General features: G+C 76.6%; 13 protein-coding genes. 6 read left to right on the top strand and 7 right to left on the bottom strand.

Translation table 11 applies throughout. The features are described from left to right. Positions 1-12 precede the first annotated feature (12 nt). From ACSP97_RS32500 to ACSP97_RS32485, 4 genes are read right to left on the bottom strand one after another with little or no spacing between them, the layout of a single operon-like run. Positions 13-279: an acyl carrier protein gene (locus tag ACSP97_RS32500; RefSeq protein ID WP_355154429.1), complete on the bottom strand. Its 267-nt coding sequence runs from the start codon at positions 277-279 to the stop codon at positions 13-15. Next, positions 276-1,466 carry a threonine ammonia-lyase gene (locus ACSP97_RS32495; protein ID WP_440555578.1) on the bottom strand — a complete coding sequence of 397 codons (1,191 nt, stop codon included), beginning with the start codon at positions 1,464-1,466 and terminating at the stop codon, positions 276-278. The genes ACSP97_RS32500 and ACSP97_RS32495 overlap by 4 nt, the downstream gene beginning before the upstream one ends. Then, positions 1,463-2,956 (bottom strand): amino acid adenylation domain-containing protein, encoded by a 1,494-nt coding sequence (locus tag ACSP97_RS32490; RefSeq protein WP_440555576.1) that lies wholly within the window; start codon positions 2,954-2,956, stop codon positions 1,463-1,465. Before ACSP97_RS32490 ends, ACSP97_RS32495 begins: the two co-directional genes overlap by 4 nt. Continuing rightward, positions 2,956-5,280 carry a lantibiotic dehydratase gene (locus ACSP97_RS32485; protein ID WP_440555574.1) on the bottom strand — a complete coding sequence of 775 codons (2,325 nt, stop codon included), beginning with the start codon at positions 5,278-5,280 and terminating at the stop codon, positions 2,956-2,958. The genes ACSP97_RS32490 and ACSP97_RS32485 overlap by 1 nt, the downstream gene beginning before the upstream one ends. A 305-nt stretch (positions 5,281-5,585) precedes the next feature. Here ACSP97_RS32485 and ACSP97_RS32480 point away from each other — a divergent pair, with 305 nt between their 5' ends. The 3 genes from ACSP97_RS32480 to ACSP97_RS32470 all read left to right on the top strand — a co-directional run bounded on the left by ACSP97_RS32480 (position 5,586) and on the right by ACSP97_RS32470 (position 7,558). After that, positions 5,586-5,774 (top strand): MbtH family protein, encoded by a 189-nt coding sequence (locus tag ACSP97_RS32480; protein ID WP_440558504.1) that lies wholly within the window; start codon positions 5,586-5,588, stop codon positions 5,772-5,774. Further along, entirely contained in the window at positions 5,767-6,678 is a 912-nt protein-coding gene (locus ACSP97_RS32475) for a 4'-phosphopantetheinyl transferase family protein (RefSeq protein WP_440555572.1), read from the top strand. Before ACSP97_RS32480 ends, ACSP97_RS32475 begins: the two co-directional genes overlap by 8 nt. Positions 6,679-6,817: 139 nt before the next feature. Further along, complete coding sequence (locus tag ACSP97_RS32470) at positions 6,818-7,558, top strand: peptidase E (protein WP_355150550.1); 741 nt, start codon at positions 6,818-6,820, stop codon at positions 7,556-7,558. Positions 7,559-7,589: 31 nt separating this feature from the next. Here the strand turns inward: ACSP97_RS32470 and ACSP97_RS32465 are convergent, their stop codons facing one another. Beyond that, positions 7,590-8,201, bottom strand: coding sequence for a helix-turn-helix transcriptional regulator (locus ACSP97_RS32465; RefSeq protein WP_355150552.1), 612 nt, complete (start codon positions 8,199-8,201; stop codon positions 7,590-7,592). Beyond that, a complete protein-coding gene (locus ACSP97_RS32460) occupies positions 8,198-8,800 on the bottom strand; it encodes a helix-turn-helix transcriptional regulator (protein WP_070027716.1) in 603 nt (200 codons plus the stop codon). The genes ACSP97_RS32465 and ACSP97_RS32460 overlap by 4 nt, the downstream gene beginning before the upstream one ends. 496 nt (positions 8,801-9,296) lie before the next feature. On the opposite strand from ACSP97_RS32460, the gene ACSP97_RS32455 reads away from it, so the two are divergent. The 3 genes from ACSP97_RS32455 (at position 9,297) to ACSP97_RS32445 (ending at position 15,746) form a co-directional block, all read left to right on the top strand. Then, entirely contained in the window at positions 9,297-12,404 is a 3,108-nt protein-coding gene (locus tag ACSP97_RS32455; RefSeq protein WP_440555569.1) for a type 2 lanthipeptide synthetase LanM family protein, read from the top strand. 91 nt (positions 12,405-12,495) lie between these two features. Further along, the gene (locus ACSP97_RS32450; RefSeq protein WP_355531867.1) at positions 12,496-12,693 is read left to right on the top strand and encodes a hypothetical protein; all 198 of its coding nucleotides are present in this window, start codon (positions 12,496-12,498) and stop codon (positions 12,691-12,693) included. Positions 12,694-12,830: 137 nt separating this feature from the next. Further along, complete coding sequence (locus ACSP97_RS32445; protein WP_440555566.1) at positions 12,831-15,746, top strand: AAA family ATPase; 2,916 nt, start codon at positions 12,831-12,833, stop codon at positions 15,744-15,746. Positions 15,747-15,829: 83 nt separating this feature from the next. On the opposite strand, the gene ACSP97_RS32440 is transcribed toward ACSP97_RS32445, so the two are convergent. After that, positions 15,830-17,077, bottom strand: a complete 1,248-nt coding sequence (locus ACSP97_RS32440) for an MFS transporter (RefSeq protein ID WP_440555564.1) — start codon at positions 17,075-17,077, stop codon at positions 15,830-15,832. Positions 17,078-17,079: the final 2 nt, after the last annotated feature.

The raw sequence follows: 17,079 nt of genomic DNA, 5'->3' as shown, positions 1-17,079 counted from the left end.
GCGCGGGGCGGTTCAGGCCGTGCCGTAGTCGGCGTCGACGACCTCGGCCAGTTCCAGGGGCGTCGGGTAGGCGAAGACCAGGGAGACCGGGACGTCGGCGCCGAGGACCTCCTGGAGGCGGCCGGTGATCTGGAAGGCGGTCAGGGAGTCGCCGCCCGCCTCGTAGAAGTCGGTGTGCGCGGTGAGGTCGGGCAGGCGCAGCACGTCGCGGAAGATCTCGACCAGCAGGTCGGTGGTGGAGGTCGAAGAGGCGGTGGCGGTGGCGGCGTCAGTGGTCATGGCGTGGGCTCCTTCGGGTGTGCGCCGGTGTGGGTGTGGTGGTGCAGGCGGGCGGGGGTGTTGCCGCCCGAGACGATGGCCACGGCCCGTTCGCGGCGGCCGGCCCGGAGGGCTCCGGCCAGGGCGACGGCTCCGCTCGGCTCGGCGTCGACGCCGAGGCGGTGCAGCAGGGCGGTGGCGGCGAGGATCTCCGCGTCGCCGACGGCGATCAGGTCGTCGACGCGGTCGCGGATGATCGGGTAGGGCACGGCTCCCGGGCTCTGTCCGCGCAGGCCGTCGGCGACGGTCGCGCAGGCCGGCAGCCGGACCGGGTGCCCGGCGGCCAGGGAGCGGGCGTAGCGGGGGGCGAGGGCGGGTTCGACGCCGACCACGCGGACCGGGCGGTCCCCCGCGGCGAGGCAGAGACCGGCGAGGAGCCCGCCGCCGCCGGTGGGGACGTAGACCGTCTCGGTGCCGGGGGCGTCGGCCAGCACTTCGAGGCCGACGGTGCCCTGTCCGGCGACGACCAGGGGGTGGTCGGAGGACGGCACGAGGACGGCGCCCCGCTCGGCCGCGAGGGACCGGGCACGGTCCTCGCGCTCCGCCACCCCGCCCTGGACCTGGACGGTCTCGGCGCCGAACGCGCGGATGGCGGCGGCCTTCGCGGGGGCCGCACCCGCCGCGAGGACGACGGTCAGCCGGATGCCGAGGGTCCGGGCGATCCGGGCGAGGGCGATGCCGTGGTTCCCGGAGGACCCGGTGACGACCCGGTCGGCACCCAGCGCGAGGACGGCGTTGGCGGCCCCGCGCATCTTGAACGACCCGCCGAGCTGGAGGTGTTCGGCCTTCAGCAGCAGCTCGGTGCCGCTCGCCGTGGTCCTCGGGCCGGGCAGCAGGGGGGTGTGGACGACGTACGGGCCGATCCGCGAGGCCGCGGCCAGCAGGTCGGCCAGGCCGGGAAGCGGCCCGCCGGAGATGCCGCGGGGACCGGTCCCGGCCGCACCGCGACCGTGCCGGACCTCGCCGGGGCGCACCCCGGCGGTCCCGACGGCGACGGCACGGGCGGCCCTGAAGTCGGCCGTGACCGGCCCGTCCCCTCCCCGGGTCAGGCAGCTCGCGGCGGCCGCGCGCCCGGCCACGCCCGCTCCCCCCTCCGCGTTCCACCCGGCCGTGTCGGCGGCTCGGGGGGCGCCCGCCCACGCGCTCATGCCGTCCTCCCGCTCGCCAGCAGCCGGCGGTCGGTCTTGCCGCCCCGGGTGGTCGGGAGGGCGGTCAGACGCAGGAAGTGGCGGGGCATCAGGTGCGGGGGCAGGGAGCGGGCGAGGTGGCGGCGCAGCTGGGCGTCCGTGGTGGCCGTCAGTTCACCGGTGATGTGGGCGAGGAGGTGGACCCGGCCCAGTTCGTCGGTGTCCGGTGTCACCGCCGCGCCGGTGACGGCGGGGTGGGCGAGCAGCGCCCCCTCGATCTCGGCGGGGTCGACGCGGTAGCCGCGGATCTTGATCTGGCGGTCGGTGCGCCCGGCGTAGTGCAGGCCCTTCGGGCCCCACCAGCCGAGGTCGCCGGTGCGGTAGAGGCGGGCGCCGGGCGGGCCGAGCGGGTCGGGCACGAAGCAGGCGGCGGTGCGGGCCGGACGGCCGCCGTAGCCGCGGGCCACACCGGTGCCCCCGATGTACACCTCGCCCATCGTGCCGTCGGGCACCGGGGCCAGGTCCGCGTCGAGGATCCGTACGACGGCGCCCGCGCGGGGGGTGCCCACGACATCGGCGGCGGGGTCGGGCACGGTGGGCACGCCGTACCGGGTGGTGGTCATGGTGCACTCGGTGGGGCCGTACTGGTTGACGAGCCGGCCGGGGACGAGACCGCGTCCGCCCGCGGCGAGGAACGGCCGCAGGGACTCGCCGCTGACGGCGACCAGGGTGACCCCGGCGAGCGGTTCGGCGAGCTCCGCCCGGCCGGAGAGGTGGGTGAGGAAGGAGGGGGTGACGCTGAGCAGGGCGGTCACCCGGTGCTCCTGGACGGTGCGGGCGAACTCCGCGGGCCGCAGGAGCCGGGCCCGGTCCACGATCACCAGGCGTGCCCCCGCCAGCAGCGGTACGAAGGTGTCCCGGATGGAGGCGTCGTAGCCGAGGGGCGCCGTCTGCAGGGCGACCGTGTGCGGGCCGAGGCCGAACGCGTGGGCGGCGTCGCGCAGATAGGCGTCCAGCGCGCCGTGTTCGACCAGGACGGCGCTGGGTTCGCCGGTGCTGCCGGAGGTGTGGCTGACGTAGGCGAGGGCCCGGGGGCCGGCCGGGACGGCGGGCGGGCCGTCGTCGGCGGTGCCGGGCGGCTGGTCCAGCAGGACGGTGGGCAGATGGAGGCCGAGTGCCGGGGCCAGGGCCGAACGGGTCAGCAGCAGGCGGGCGCCGGCGCTGCGGACGAAGGACGCCAGCCGCTCCTTGGGCTGGTCGACGTCCAGGGTGAGGAAGGCGGCGCCGCAGCGCAGTACGGCGGCCATGGCGGCGACCGCGTCGGTGCCGTGCTCCACGGCGACGGCGCAGACCGTCTCGGGCCGGGCCCCGTGGGCGCGCAGCAGACGGGCGATCTCCTCGACGCGGGCGTCCAGTTCGCGGTACGACACCTCACCGGCCGGGGTGCTCAGGGCGATGCGTTCGGGGTGGCGCCGGGCGTGCGCGGCGATGTCGTCGGCGACCGTGCGCATCACTTCTCCCCCGCGTCGGCGACGGTCAGGTCGACGGCCACGAACCGGAGTTCGGAGGTGTAGCGCCGGCCTTCGTGGTCGGTGAGCCAGGCCTGCTCGGGGGTGGGCAGCATCTCGCTGACCTTCAGCCGGGCCCCGGGGTCCTTGCGGGCGAGCCTGCGGGCCGCCTTGGCGAGGATGGTGACGTAGACGGGGCTGTCGAAGTCGACGTAGAACGGCCGGGGTTCGGTCGGCGAGACGACGAAGACGAACCGGGGCAGCTCGTTGCGGCGCTGCCAGTGCCGGGCCCGGACGAAGCGGGCGGCCTCCGCCTTCTCCTCCGCGAAGTCCATGTCGCCGACGGGCAGTTGCCAGGTCTCGCGGGCCACGGTCAGCCGGCCGATGGTGATGCGCGGGGTGTGGTCGCCCTCGGGCCGCAGGGTGAAGCGGTCCATGACGCGCTGGGTGAGGGTGTTGGCGTAGGCGTCGAGCACGTCGTACGCGGTGCCGTCGGGCAGGACCGCGGTGAGCCGGCCGGCCCGTTCCTCGATCCGGACGTCGGCGCCGAGCACCGTGCGCGGGCGGTGCGGGTCGCCGGTCTGGTCGACCAGGGCGACGTAGTGGTCCTCGGGCCGGTCCAGCGAGGGCCGGCTGCGGGTGGACCACTTCAGCGGCAGTTCCTTGGGCAGCATGGGCAGCAGGCGCGGGCCGGGGAAGTCGCGGCCGGTCTCGGCGACCAGCTCGGACCGGTCGGGGTGCTGGTGCACGAAGAGGGAGGCGCCCATGGTGTTCAGCGCGCAGTGCATCTCGCCGAGGACGAGGTCCACGTCGCCGCGGGCGAGGGCGTCGGCGTCGTCGGCGACGACCAGTACGTCGGGGCTGACGTAGCGGGCCAGCGACCAGCCGTCGCCGGGCTCGTCGAACTCCTCGCGCACCCGGTCGGCGACTTCGGCGGTGGTCAGCCGCACCCGGCGGGCGTTGGCGGGCAGGTCGAGGACGCGGGCCCATTTGGCGCGCAGTTCGGCCTGGATCGTGTCGATGAGGTGGCTCGCGTCGGGGTGCGGGGAGGGCAGGGTGTGCAGCCACAGGGTGGCCAGGTCGACCGGTTCGCCGTCGGCGCGCAGCCGGTCGTACACCGCGTGCAGGCGGGCGCGGACGGTCTCGGCGAAGCAGTTGGTCATCCAGCGGGCGGCGGTCAGGCACAGCTGGAGCGGTTCCAGGTGGGCGAGCAGTCCGGTGCCGAGGGTGGCGGTGGCGGCGCGGCGGGCGTCGGAGTACACCAGCCCCCGGCAGGGCGCGGTGCGTTCGCCCTTGGCGCGCTGGGCCTCGCTGTCGGTCAGCGCCGCGAAGTCGTCCTCCAGCGCGGTGATCGCGGCGGTCAGGGCGGCGGCGTCGGTGCCGGCCGCGCGTACCGCGTCCCGGCCGCGTTCCAGCACGGCGAGACGCTCCAGCGCCCTGTCCCGGGCGGCGTCGTCGGGGACGCGCTCCAGGATGGCGCGCAGGGCGCGGTCGGGGTGGGTGGCGGCGGGGACGTCCAGCCGCCACTGCACCCAGCGGCGGCCGACCAGTTCACGCACCACCTCGGTCACCTCGTCCTCGGGGCGGCCGAGTTCGGCGGCGATGGTGTGCACGGGGCGGGTGCCGTCGCAGCGTTCCAGCACGGCCCGCGCGCGGGCGTCGATCGGCTGGACGGGGCGTCCGGGGACCCGTACGGCGCCGTCCGCGCAGCGCACGAAGGAGACCCGGCGCGGCGGGATCCAGCGCATCAGCGCGCCGTCCGTCGCCAGGACCTTCGCGAGGGCGTCGATCGCCCAGCCGGAGAAGTACACCTCCCGCGCGGCGAGGAAGTTGTCCCCGGGGCTCACGGCGACGCCGCCGCTCCCGGTGAGGTCCCAGCGGCCCCAGCCGACCGGGCCGAAGAAGCCGATGGTGTCGTTCTTCACGCAGAACCGCTGCCAGTAGTGCGCGACCAGCTCCTCGCGCTGACGCGGCATGCTGCTGCGGCTGTCGGCGCTCGGCGTCCAGCGCAGGAACGGGGCGATCCCGGTGCGCAGCACGGCCGGGTTCTGCCAGGCGAGCGCGGCCTGGAAGCGGGGCCGGGCGGCGATCTCCTGGAGGTGCCGGGCGGTGTCCACGGCGGCCGTCGCGAGGTCCTCGGCGAAGGCCCGCCACTCCGGTCCGGACAGTTCGGCGCCGGGGCCGAACTTGTCGGCGGCCTCGGCCAGTCCGGGCGGGGCGAGGCGCAGCACGCCGTCGGCGGGGAAGCCGGGGCCGCGGAGCGCGAACTGCTCCCACAGCCGCCAGCCTCCGCCCGGCAGCAGGACAGGTGCGTGCTCGTCCGACATCGCGTGCTCCTTCCGGAAGGGGGTGCTCGGGAATCGCTGTGTCCCGGCGGGGCGCCGGGGTGCCGGGCGGCCCCCGACCGGACAGCACGGTCCCGTGCCGGGGCCGTAGGTCACCAGGGAAGATCCGGCAGCAACGGGTGCCGCCGGTTCGGCGCGTTCGTCCCTGACCCGGCCGCACGGCGCGCGGCACGCTTGCGGCGCCGGCCCTTCTCCGCGGCCGGACCGACATCTGCGGGAGGTTCACCGTGACGCAACCCAACTCCGCGCACTCCGGCGGCGACGAGGCCCGTCCGGGCGCCGACGACGTGTATCTCGTGGTGCGCAACGACGAGGAGCAGTACTCGATCTGGCGGGCGGACCGCGAGCTGCCGGCCGGCTGGTACCGGGAGGGCCGCAGCGGCAGCCGGCAGGAGTGCCTGGACCACATCGACATGATCTGGACGGACATGCGCCCGCTGAGCCTGCGCCGCCGGCTCGCCGGGGCCGATGTCTGAGGCCCGGCCGGCGCCGCTGTCGTCACCGCCGGCCGCCCCTCCCCCGCCGGCCCGTCCGGCCGGTGCCCCGCCGCCGTCGCGGCCGGCGGTGCGGGCGGGCGGCGGTGCGCCGGCCGCGCTGCTGCCGGTGTCGCCGCTCGACGCCGGTCCGGCGGCCGTGCCCGGCCGGGCACGGCCGCCGGACCGGGTGGACCCGCTGTGCCCCGCCGTACTGGACCTGCCCGGCCCGCTGCACCGGCCGTACGTCGCGCGCCCCCGCGCGCTGCGCGGGCCGCTGGAGCTGTACCTCGCCGAGGTCGGGGCGCAGGACGAGCGGGCGCTGCGGTGGGCGCAGGAGTTGCTGGACGGGGAGGAACGGGCGCGGGCCGGTGCGTTCCGGCGGGCCCGGGACCGCGACGCCTATGTGATCGCCCACGCGACCCTGCGCGCCCTGCTCGGCCCGCTGCTGGGGGTGCGGGCGGACGAACTGCCGTTGATGCGCGAGCCGTGCGCGGGCTGCGGTGCCCCGCACGGCCGGCCGGCGCTGCGCGCCCCGGGGCTGCACTTCTCCCTGTCGCACAGCGGGGACCTGGTGCTGGTGGCGCTCGCCGGCACACCGGTCGGGGTCGACGTGGAGGGGCTGGCCTCCGCGGAGGCGGTGCGCAGCGCGCAGTGCGCGCTGCACGCGACGGAGGTGGCGGAGCTGGCGCGGCTCCCGGCGTACGAGCGGCCGGCGGCCTTCACCCGGACATGGGTCCGCAAGGAGGCCTACCTGAAGGGTCTGGGCACGGGGCTGGTGCGCGATCCGGCCCTGGACCACGTCGGCACCGGGGACCGGCCCGTTTCGCCGTCGCCGCGCTGGACGCTGCGGGACGTGCTCGTCCCCGCGGGGTACGCGGCGGCCGTGGCGCTGCGCCGGGAGTGACCCCGCGACCACCCGAACACATGCGAAGGGGACCGGCCCGACGGCCGGTCCCCGCCGCGTTTCCCGGACTCCGGCGGTGGCGCCCCACCTTCACCACTCCCCCACGTTCAAAGCGCCACCCCCACGCTACGATCGCCGCGTGACCGCACCGGAACCCACCATCGTCGCCACCTCCGGAGGGCACCGCGTCGGAACGCGTACGCGGGTGCTCTTCGACGCCCTGGTGCACCACGCGGTCGATCTGTCCGGTGTGCACGGCAGGCGCCCCCGTGTCCTGTACGTGGGCACGGCGATCGGGGACGCCGAGCACGTCGCGGCGCGGATGAGCGAGGCGGCCCGGGTGGCCGGGTTCGACCTGACGCCGCTGCACCTGTTCCCCATGCCGAACGTCGAGGACGTCGAGGGGACGGTGCTGGACCACGACGTGGTGTGGGTGATGGGCGGCTCGGTGGCCAACCTGCTCGCGGTGTGGCGGGTGCACGGTCTCGACGCGATCATGCGGCGCGCCTGGCGGGCGGGGGTGGTGCTGGCCGGTGTGAGCGCCGGTTCCATCTGCTGGTTCGAGGGCGGCGCGACGGACTCCTTCGGGCCCGAGCTGCGGCCGGTGACCGACGGCCTCGGTCTGCTGCCGTACGGCAACGGCGTGCACTACGACTCCGATCCGGGCCGGCGCCCGCTGATCCACCGGCTGGTCGCCGACGGCACCCTGCCCACCGCGCACTGCACCGACGACGGGGTGGGCCTGGTCTACCGGGGCACCGAACTGGTCGAGGCGGTCGCGGAGTTGCCGGACCGGGGCGCGTACGTCGTGCGCCGGGAGGGCGAGCGGGCCGTGGAGGAGCGCATGGTGCCGCGGCTGCTGCCGTCCGCCGGCCGCTGAACGGCCGCGGCCGCCCCTCGGCCCGCGCACGTCAGATCAGCCCGTGGCGCACGGCGCGGGCCACCGCGTGGGCGCGGTTGCGGGCCTGCAGACGGGCCATGATCTCGTAGACGACGTTCTTGACGGTGTGTTCGGAGCAGTGCAGCAACCGGGCGATGCCCGCGTTCCCGTGCCCCTCCGCCATCAGCCGCAGCACCGAGAACTGGCGGGCGGTCAGGGCCGGCGGCCGGTCCTCCCGCGGCCCCGGCTCGCCGCGGGCGGGGCCCGAGGTCAGCAGGTGGGAGAGTTCCGGGTAGGGGATGCTCGGGTGCGGCGCCCCGGCACGGCGGACGGCGGCCGCCAGGCTCTCCTCGGTGAGGTCCGCGGTCCTGAGCACCACGACCCCGGCGCGCAGCGCCCCGAGCAGCCCGGCCCTGCCGACCGTGTCGCACACGAGCAGCAGCGGCCTGGGCACCCGCAGCCCGCGCAGGGCCTGTTCGGCGTCGTCGGCGACGACGACGGTGACGGTGCCGGGTGCGCCGGGGCCGGGGGCGCAGTCGAGTCCGGCGCGGTGGGCGAGGGCGCGCACGCGGTTGGCGTGCCGCGAGGGCAGGACGCAGAGGGTGGTGGGCACGCCGGGGGCGGCGGTCAGGGTGGCGGTCACAGCAGGCCCGCCCGGAGCGCGTAGGCGACGGCGTGGGCGCGGTTGCGCAGCCGGAACCGCTGGGTGATGTCGTGCACCACGGTGGTGACGGTGCGGGGCGAGTAGGCGAGGCGCTGTGCGATCTCCGCCGTCTCGTGTCCGTCGGCGACGAGCCGCAGCACCGAGCGCTCCCGGTCCGAGAGGGCGCCGCCGGCCCAGCCGGTCCGGCCGTGGTCGGGCCGGTCCAGGACCTGTTCGAGCAGGTCAGTGGGGACGGTGCAGTCGTCCTGGGCGGCGGCCAGCACCGCGTGGGCCAGGCGGGACGCGTCGGCCTCCCGGCGCGGCAGCAGGCCCCGGGCGCCGGCGGCGAGGGCGTGCAGGGCGTCGCCGGAGGCGAGCGCGCCGGCCACCAGGACGACGGCGGGACGCTGCCCGTGCGCACGGGTGGTGCGCACCATGTCGAGTTCGGCCGGGCCGAGCCGGTCCACGGTGAGGACGGCGACCCGGGCCTCCGCGGGCTCGCACACGGCCAGTTCCGGGCAGGCGAGCAGGGTACTGCGGGTGCCGGCCTCCAGGACCGGGTCCAGGGCGACCACACCGACGGGTACGGGGACTCCCATCTGCTGCTCCTTGAAGGTCGTCCGCCCGGTCGTGAACGCCGGGGCGGTTCGTGGTTTCTGCGCTCCACCGTGCCGTCGGGGGGTGGGGGCGGGCATCGGTAGTCGGTCCCCACCTTTCCGGGGGCGGGTGCGGGGGACGCCGGGACGGTGGGGGTGTCCGCCCGGTCCGGCGGGCCGTCCTGCCCGCCGCTGCCGCCGGTGCGGGGCCGGACGCCGGACGCGGGCGCGGCCGTGCCCGCCGCGGGATGGGGGGTGGGGGCCGCCACTCATGGGGGATCGGCCCGGCGGGGGGTGGGTGCGGGGGCCGTGGGGGTCTGCGGGGCGCGGTTGCCCCGCGGTCGTACAGGGGTCTGGGTAGTCGCCTTCCCACCTGCGCTTTCCCCGGGTCGGGGCGGGCCGGGCGGGTGCCGTCCCCACCCGTGGGGAGGGGGCCGCGCAGAATATGGGGGTCACTTCCCCATGTGGGGGTCGCCCGGTGTCTGCGACCTTCGTTGACGTGACTGAGACCGCCAGCCTCCCGACTCCCCGGAGCGCCGGCCTGCCGCTCGACTGGTGGGCCCCGGCGCTGTCCCTCGCGGAGCGGCTCGCCGCCCCCGGACGCCCGGCCGCGACCGCCGACCCCTACGCCCCCGTGCGCGCCCCCTGGGCCGCCGGGGACGCGGAGGGCTTCGCGCTGCGGCTGGCGCACCTGGGGGTGGACGGTGCCACGGCGGCGGCCCTCGCGGCGGAGCCCGCCGGGCGGCTCGCGGCCCGGGCGGTCAAGCCCGGTTGGGCCACGTACGTGGAGGCCGCCGTGGCGGCCGCCGCCGAGCAGCCCGGGGAGCCGGACACGGACGGCGCCGGGCCCGCGGCCTTCGCCCATGTGGTCGGGCCGCTCGTCGCCCCGGTCGCCGGCCGGCTGGCCGACTCGTCGGCTGGTCTGCCCGGCGCCGAACGGGCGGTGTGGCGGGCGGAGTTCGGCCGGTGGCTGACGCGGCAGCTGGCCGGGGCGGCCGCCCGCACGCTGGTGCGGGAGCTCGACGCGGCCCGCCGCGCCGGGCGTCTGGAGGGTGCGGGTCCGCGCGAGCGGTTCGCGGCCTTCGTCGCGCACACCGGCACCCGGCGGGGCCTTCGCGAACTGTGCGCCGCCTACCCGGTGCTGGCCCGGATGCTCGGGCAGACCGCGCTGGACGCGCTGGACGCGACGGCCGAACTGGTGGCGCGCTTCCGGGCCGACCGGGAGGACCTGGTCGCCGGTCTCCTCGACGGCCGTGACCCGGGTGCGCTCGTCCGGGTGGAGCTGGGGCTCGGCGACGCCCACCAGGGCAACCGGTCGGTGGCGGTCCTGCACTTCGCGGGCGGCGCGCGGATCGTGTACAAGCCGCGTCCGCTGGGCCAGCACGCTCTGCTGGACGAGCTGGCGGCCTGGCTGGACGCCAAGATGCCGGGGCTGGCGCTGCGCACCGCGCGCACCGTGCGCCGGGAGGGCTACGGCTGGCTGGAGTTCGTGGCGCACCGCTGGTGCCGGTCGGTGACCGAGACCGACGCCTTCTACCGCCGCCAGGGCGCGCTGCTGGCGCTGCTCTACGCGGTGGACGGTGCCGACATGCACTACGAGAACGTCATCGCCTGCGGGGACCAGCCGGTCCTGGTGGACGCCGAGACGCTGCTGCACACCGGGCTGGGGCAGGCCATGACGGCCGGTGCCGACCCGGCCGCGGACGCCCTGCACGGCTCCGTGCACCGCACCTGTCTGCTGCCCCATCTGCTGATCGGCGAGCACGGGGCGCTGGACATCTCCGCGCTGGGCCGGTCCACCGACGGCACCTTCCCCAGTGAGGGGCTGCGCTGGGAGGACAGCGGCCTGGACACCATGCGGGCGGTGCGCGGACCGCTGCTCAGCCCGGCGGGGCAGAACCAGCCGCTGCCCGGCGGGCGCCCGCTGGAGGGCGCGGACCACCGGGCGGCGCTGCTCGACGGCTTCCGTACGGCCTACGCGGCGATCGCCGCACACGGCGCCGAACTGGCCGGGGACGAGGGTCCGTTGACGGCCGGCGCGGACAGCCCGGCGCGGCTGATCGCCCGCTCCACGCGGCTGTACGCGACGCTCCTTGAGGAGTCCACGCATCCGGCGCTGCTCGGTGACGCGCTGGCCCGGGACGGGGTGTTCGCGGTGCTGTGGACCGAGTCCGAGCACGACGCGGCCCGCCGGCGGCTCGTCGAGCACGAGACGGCGGACCTGTGGCGCGGGGACGTCCCCCTGTTCTCCCATCGGCCGTCCGGTACCGGGGTCCGGACGGCCGACGGGACCTGGCTACCGGACGTGCTGCCCGAGGCGAGCCTGGCCGCGGTCCGCAAGAAGATCGCGCGGATGGACGAGATCGACTGCCGCGACCAGGAGTGGATCGTGTCGGCGACGCTGGCGGCCCGGGGCGCCGCTGCCCCGGCGGGCCGGCCGCGGTCGGCACTCGCGGTGGCGCCCGTGCCGGCCGTCGTGCCCGACGCCTCACGGCTGCTGGCCGCGGTGTGCGGGATCGCCGACGACATCGCCGCCCGTGCGGTGCGCGACGGCGGCCGGGCCAACTGGCTCGGTCTGGAACGGGTGTCCGGGCCGCACTGGGCGGTGCTGCCGATGGGCGCCGGGCTCGCCCAGGGCTACTGCGGGGTCGCGCTGTTCCTCGCCCACACGGGCGCCCTGACCGGGGCCGGCCGGTACACCGCGCTGGCCCGGGAGGCGGTGCGGCCGCTGCCCGCCCTGTTGAAGGCCCTGGCCGCCGACCCGGAGCTGGGCGCGGCGGCGGGCCCCGGCGCCTACGACGGTCTCGGCGGCGTCTGCTACGCCCTGGTCCGGCTGTCCGCGCTGCTGGACGGGGAGCTGACGGACTGTCTGCCGGACGCGCTCACCGCGCTGGCGCACGCCGCGGCCGGCTGCCCGGACCCTGGGCTGGCGGGCGGTACGGCCGGGGCGCTGGCCGCCGCCGTCGCCGTGCACGAGGCGGCCGGGTCGCCCGAGGCGCTGCGGCTGGCGGACGAGCTGGCGGACCGGCTGCGCACGGTGGCGCCGGGCCCCGGCGCCGAGACCGGCTTCGCGGACGGCACCGCCGGGATCGCCTGGGCGCTGCTGCGGTACGCCGCCGCACGGCCCGAGCGGTCCGCGGCGCACACCGCCGCCGCGCGGACCCTGCTCGACGCGGCCGTCCGGCAGCACGCCGGGGCCGACCTGTCCTGGGCCCGCGGGCTCGCCGGGGTGGCGGCCGCCGCCCGGACGCTCCCCGGCGACGCGGCCCGGCACACCGACCGCGCGGCGACCGCCGCGCTCGCGGACCGGCTCCGGGACGCCGAGGTGGGGCCCGACCTCAGCCTCGCCCAGGGCGCCCTCGGCACCCTGGAAGCCCTGGCCCTGTTCGCCGCACGGGGCGACGGGCCGGCCGCCGGGACGCTGACCCGGCGCACCGGACAGGCGCTCGCGCTGGTCGAGGCGCAGGGCCACCGGTGCGCCACCCCCGACCAGGTTCCCTCCCCCGGGCTGCTGACCGGACTGTCCGGCATCGGCTACGGGCTGCTGCGCCTGGCCCATCCCGACACCGTGCCCTCCGTCCTGCTCCTCGGCCACCCCGGCCACTGACCACCACGCTCACCCGCACTTCGGCACCACGGCACTTCCTCCGCCTCCACCCCGTGCGCGACGCACGGACCACCAGAAGGGGTTCACCGTCATGGACAAGCACCTCGCCGTCACCGCCGCCGACGCCGCCGAGACCGCCGCCGAGGAGCAGGACGCGGCGGGCGGGATCACCCTCAAGGGCCGCAACCGCGCCTGCGCCCGGGCCCGGGTGCTGGCCGGGATGGTTCTGACCAGCGGCCTCGTCATCACGCTGAGCACCATCGACACCTCGGTCTCCGCTCCCCGGTGACCGGCTGCCGGCCCTGACCCGGCGTGATGGCGCGGGCCCGTCCGACGGGTCCGCGCCGCCGTGTGTGAGGGGGCCGGTGCGAGCCGTGACCATTGCATCTGCCCCAGGTCCCGATATTCCGATTATCATCAGCGTTCATGCGTTCCCATGCGCCTTCCCTGGTCGGGCGGGACCCCCAACTTGACCTGCTCGAACGCGCGTTGACCAGCGCCCAGCAGGGACGCGGCGGTGTGGTCTTCCTGGTCGGAGAGGCCGGGGTCGGCAAGTCGCGGCTCGCCGCCGAGGTCGTGGGCGGCGCGCTGGACGCCGGCCTGCGGGTCCTGCGGGGCCGCAGCAGCACCACGGGCCCCGCGGTGCCGTTTAGGCCGCTGACCGAGGCCCTGATGTCGCTGTTCCGCGGCGGCGCGGACATGGACGACCTGGCCCTGGGCCCGTACCGGCCGGTGCTCGGGCGGCTGATCCCCGACTGGGACACCGGGGAGCGCGAGGCCAGCTCGATGGTGATCCTGGGCGAGGCGGTGCTGCGGCTGCTCCTCGCGGCCGGGCGCGGACAGGGCCAGCTGCTGCTCCTGGAGGACCTGCACGACGCCGACCCGGAGACGCTCGGCGTCCTCGAATACCTCGTGGACAACCTGGAGTACACGCCCGTCCTGCTGCTCGCCACCGTCCGTACGGACTTCAGCGACGCCCTGGACCTGGCCCAGTCGGCGCGCCGGCGCGGTGTCGCCACCCTGCTGGAGATCCCGCCGCTGACCCGGGCGCAGGCGCACGAGATGATCGCCGCCCAGCTGGGGGTGGCGGACCCGCAGGAGGTGCCCGAGGCGGTGCTGCGGCGGCTGTGGGAGGACAGCGCGGGCAGCCCCTACCTGGTCGAGGAACTGCTCCAGACCATGATCGGGTCGGGCACCCTGGTGCAGGGCCCGGACGGCTGGCGGGCCGTCGGGGATCTGCGCAGCGATGTCTCCTCGACGCTGGCGCGGGACATCCTGCGCCGCATCGACCGGCTCGGCGCACAGGGCCTGACTCTGCTGTCGGCGGCCGCCGTGCTCGGCCGGCGCTTCCCGCTGACGGTGCTCCAGCGGATGAGCGGCGTGGACGACCGGGCGCTGCTCAGCCATCTGCACGCGGCCGTGGCCGCCCGCCTCGTCATCCCGGACGAACCGGCCCCCGACTGGTACTCGTTCCGGCATTCCCTCACCGTGGAGGCCCTGTTCACGCACATGACGCCGGGCCAGCGGGCGGAGCTGGCGCGGCGGGGCGCGGAGGCGGTCGAGGAGCTGCATCCCGACCTCGGCGGCGACTGGTGCGCGCTGGCGGCGGGGCTGCGCAGCGAGGCCGGGGACCGCACCGAGGCCGGGCGGCTGTTCGCGGACGCGGGCGGCCGGGCCCTGTCGGCCGGGGCGCTGGGCTCCGCCGTCACCCTGCTCAGCCGCGCCGAGGGCCTGCTGGCCGACGCGGGCGACCCGCAGGCACGGGCCGCGGTGCTGGAGAACCTGCTGCCGGCGCTCGCCGAGGCGGGCGACTTCGCCCGCGCCTTCGAACTGGCCGAGGATCTGCATGTGCTGGGCGGCTCGGGGCTGAGCCCGGTCCGGCTGGCCACGCTGCACTCCCGGCTGGCCAAGGTCGCCCACACGGCGGGCCGGTGGAGCGACGGCAACCGGCAGGTGGCCCGCGCCCGGGAGGTGCTGGCCGCGGCGCCCGACGAGACGACGGCCGCCGCCGTCGACGTGACGGCAGCCTATCTGGCCCTGGACACCCCCGGCCCGGACCGCACCCAGCACGCGGAGAAGCTGGCCCGGTCGGCCGCCGACACCGCCGAACGGCACGGGCTGCCCGTGGTCGCCTGCCAGGCGCAGGAGTTGCTGGCGACCGTGGCCCGCGAACGGAACCCGGAGGAGTCCGAGGCGATGCTCCGGCAGGCCCTGGCCACGGCGGAGCGCCACCGGCTGCCGCTGCAACGGATGTACGCGGCCACCCGGCTGGGCGGCAACGCGTGGCTCGCCGAGGGCGACACGGCGGGCCTGCTGGCGGCGCGCGAGGAGGCGCTGCGGCTCGGCTCGGTCAACATCGTGCACACCGTCGAGGGCATCCTCGTCCTCGACGCGGTGCTGCGCGGCCGGTACGACAACGCGCGTGCCTCGGCCGCCGAGTGCCTGGCCGTCGTGCGCCGGCTGCGGCTCGCGCCCGCCGTGCGGTACGTGCTCATGGCGCAGGGCGTCCTGGAGGCGCACCACGGCAACCGCGCCGGGATGGAGGCGGCGCTCGCCGCGTTCGCGCAGTGGGACGGGGCCGGATCGCAGGAGGAGCCGCTGAGCCACGGGCTGGCCCGCGCCTTCTGCGCGCTCCTGGAGGAGGACCGGGAACTGGCCCGGCGGGACCTGGACACGGTGCTGGCGCTGGAGGCGGACAACCCCTCGACCTACCACCTGAGCGGCACCCACGGCCTGGTGCTGCTGCTGGACGTGCTCGCCGGACGCGCGGACCGGGCCCGGCACGCGGAGGTCACCGCCACCGCCATGGCGCGGATGCGCTGGAACCGGCAGTTCGTGCTGCTCGCGGAGGCCGTGCTGCTGGGCCGGGAAGGCGAGGGCGCGGGGGCCGCGCGGGCGGTCGACGCGGCGCAGGCGGTGGCCGAGCCGTACCCACTGGCCCGGCACCTGGGGCTGCGGCTGATCGCGGACGCGGCGCACGACGACGGCTGGGGCGACCCGGTGGGCTGGCTGCGGCGGGCCGAGCAGTACTTCCACGAGCGGGACGTGCCGGCCGTGACCGGCGCCTGCCGGGCGGGCCTGCGCCGGCTCGGCGCCCCCGTGCTCCAGCACCGCACCGGCAGCAGCGGCATCCCGGACCAGCTGCGCGTCCAGGGCGTCACGGTGCGCGAGTTCGAGGTGTTCCGGCTGCTCGCGGAGCGGCTGTCCAACAAGGACATCGCCGACCGGCTGTTCATCTCGCACCGCACGGCCGAGAAGCACATCGCCAGCCTGATCACCAAGACGGGAGCGGCCAACCGCGCGGACCTGTGCGCCCGGTCGGCCGCCCTGCGGGAGGGTTAGGGCCTGTCTTCCGGATCTTGTCGGGGTCGCGGGGGCTGGAAGGTTCCGTTGACCCGGGCCGACCTGATCCGGACGAAAGGCCCCTAGCGCATCTCGCGCACCGCCTTGGACGCCAGCACCGCGAGTCCCGTGAGGGCGAGCACGGCGGCGACCAGGCCGAAGAGGGCGAACGTGTCGATCCGGGCCAGCGCGCCGCACACGATCAGGGAGAGCGGGGCCACCGCGTAGCCGAGGACCATGTCGACGGAGATGACCCGGCTGAGCACGTCCCCGGGGATGTTGCGCTGGATCCAGCTGAGCCCGAACACCCCCTGGAAGCCGATGGCGAAGCCCATGGCCAGGACGGTCGCGACGACCGCGGGGGTGCTGTGCACCAGCCCCAGCGCGGCCATCCCGGCGGCCAGCCAGCCGGCCAGGGCGGCCACCAGCAGCCCGACCCGGGGCCTGCCGCCCAGCGTGCCGCCCGCGAGCGTGCCGAGCATCGCGCCGCCGGCGAGGGAGCCGTTGAGCACGCCCAGGGTGGCCGAGCCGCCGCGCAGCACCTGGTCGGCGAGGGTGGCGAAACCGACCGTGAAGGGCCCGGCGTAACAGAAGTTGACGGCGGTGTCGAGGGCGACGACGGTCCGCAGCCGCGGGTCGCGCAGGGTGAAGGCGACGCCCTCGCGGATGCGGGCGCCGAGGGAGGGCTGCCCGGTGTCCGTCTTCCTCGGTGCCGGGGCCGTGCGGGCCCGGGGCCGGATGCGGGACACGCACCAGCCGCACAGGGCGAAGCAGACCGCGTCGACCAGGAACGCGACCGGCGCCCGGGTCAGCGCGATCACCACGCCCCCGACCGCCGGTCCGACCACGGCGGCCGTGCGGGAGCCCGCGCCCAGCAGGGCGTTGGCGGGGGTGAGCAGGCTCTCGTCGACCACCGAGGGCAGGATCGACACCCGGGCGGGCTGGAAGAAGGCGTCGACGGCGCCGAACGCGGCGGCCGCCGCGCACAGCATCCACACCGTCAGGTGCCCGCCGAGCCCGGCCAGTCCGACCCCGGCCATCAGGACGGCGCGGGTCCAGCTGGAGGCGATCATCAGGGTGCGGGTGGACCAGGAGTCGCCGAGGCTGCCGCCGACCAGGGTGAGCAGGGTGCGGGGTACGGCCTGGAAGGCGAGGACGTAGCCGAGGGTGAGGGTGGAGCCGGTCAGGCCGAGGGTGATCCAGGAGAAGGCGACGACGCTGAAGCCGTCGCCGAGCAGGGACAACGACTGTCCCAGCCACAGCAGTTGGAAGGGCCGCTGCCGGGCGGGGGCCCACAGCCGGGGGCCGGCGCCGGCGAGGGTGGTGGCCATGG

The sequence above is a fragment of the Streptomyces sp. SCPE 10 genome, from assembly GCF_051980735.1.
GTDB lineage: Bacteria > Actinomycetota > Actinomycetes > Streptomycetales > Streptomycetaceae > Streptomyces > Streptomyces misionensis.
Note: the sequence above shows the minus strand (reverse complement) of the source record. Positions and strands in the feature narration are given on the sequence as shown.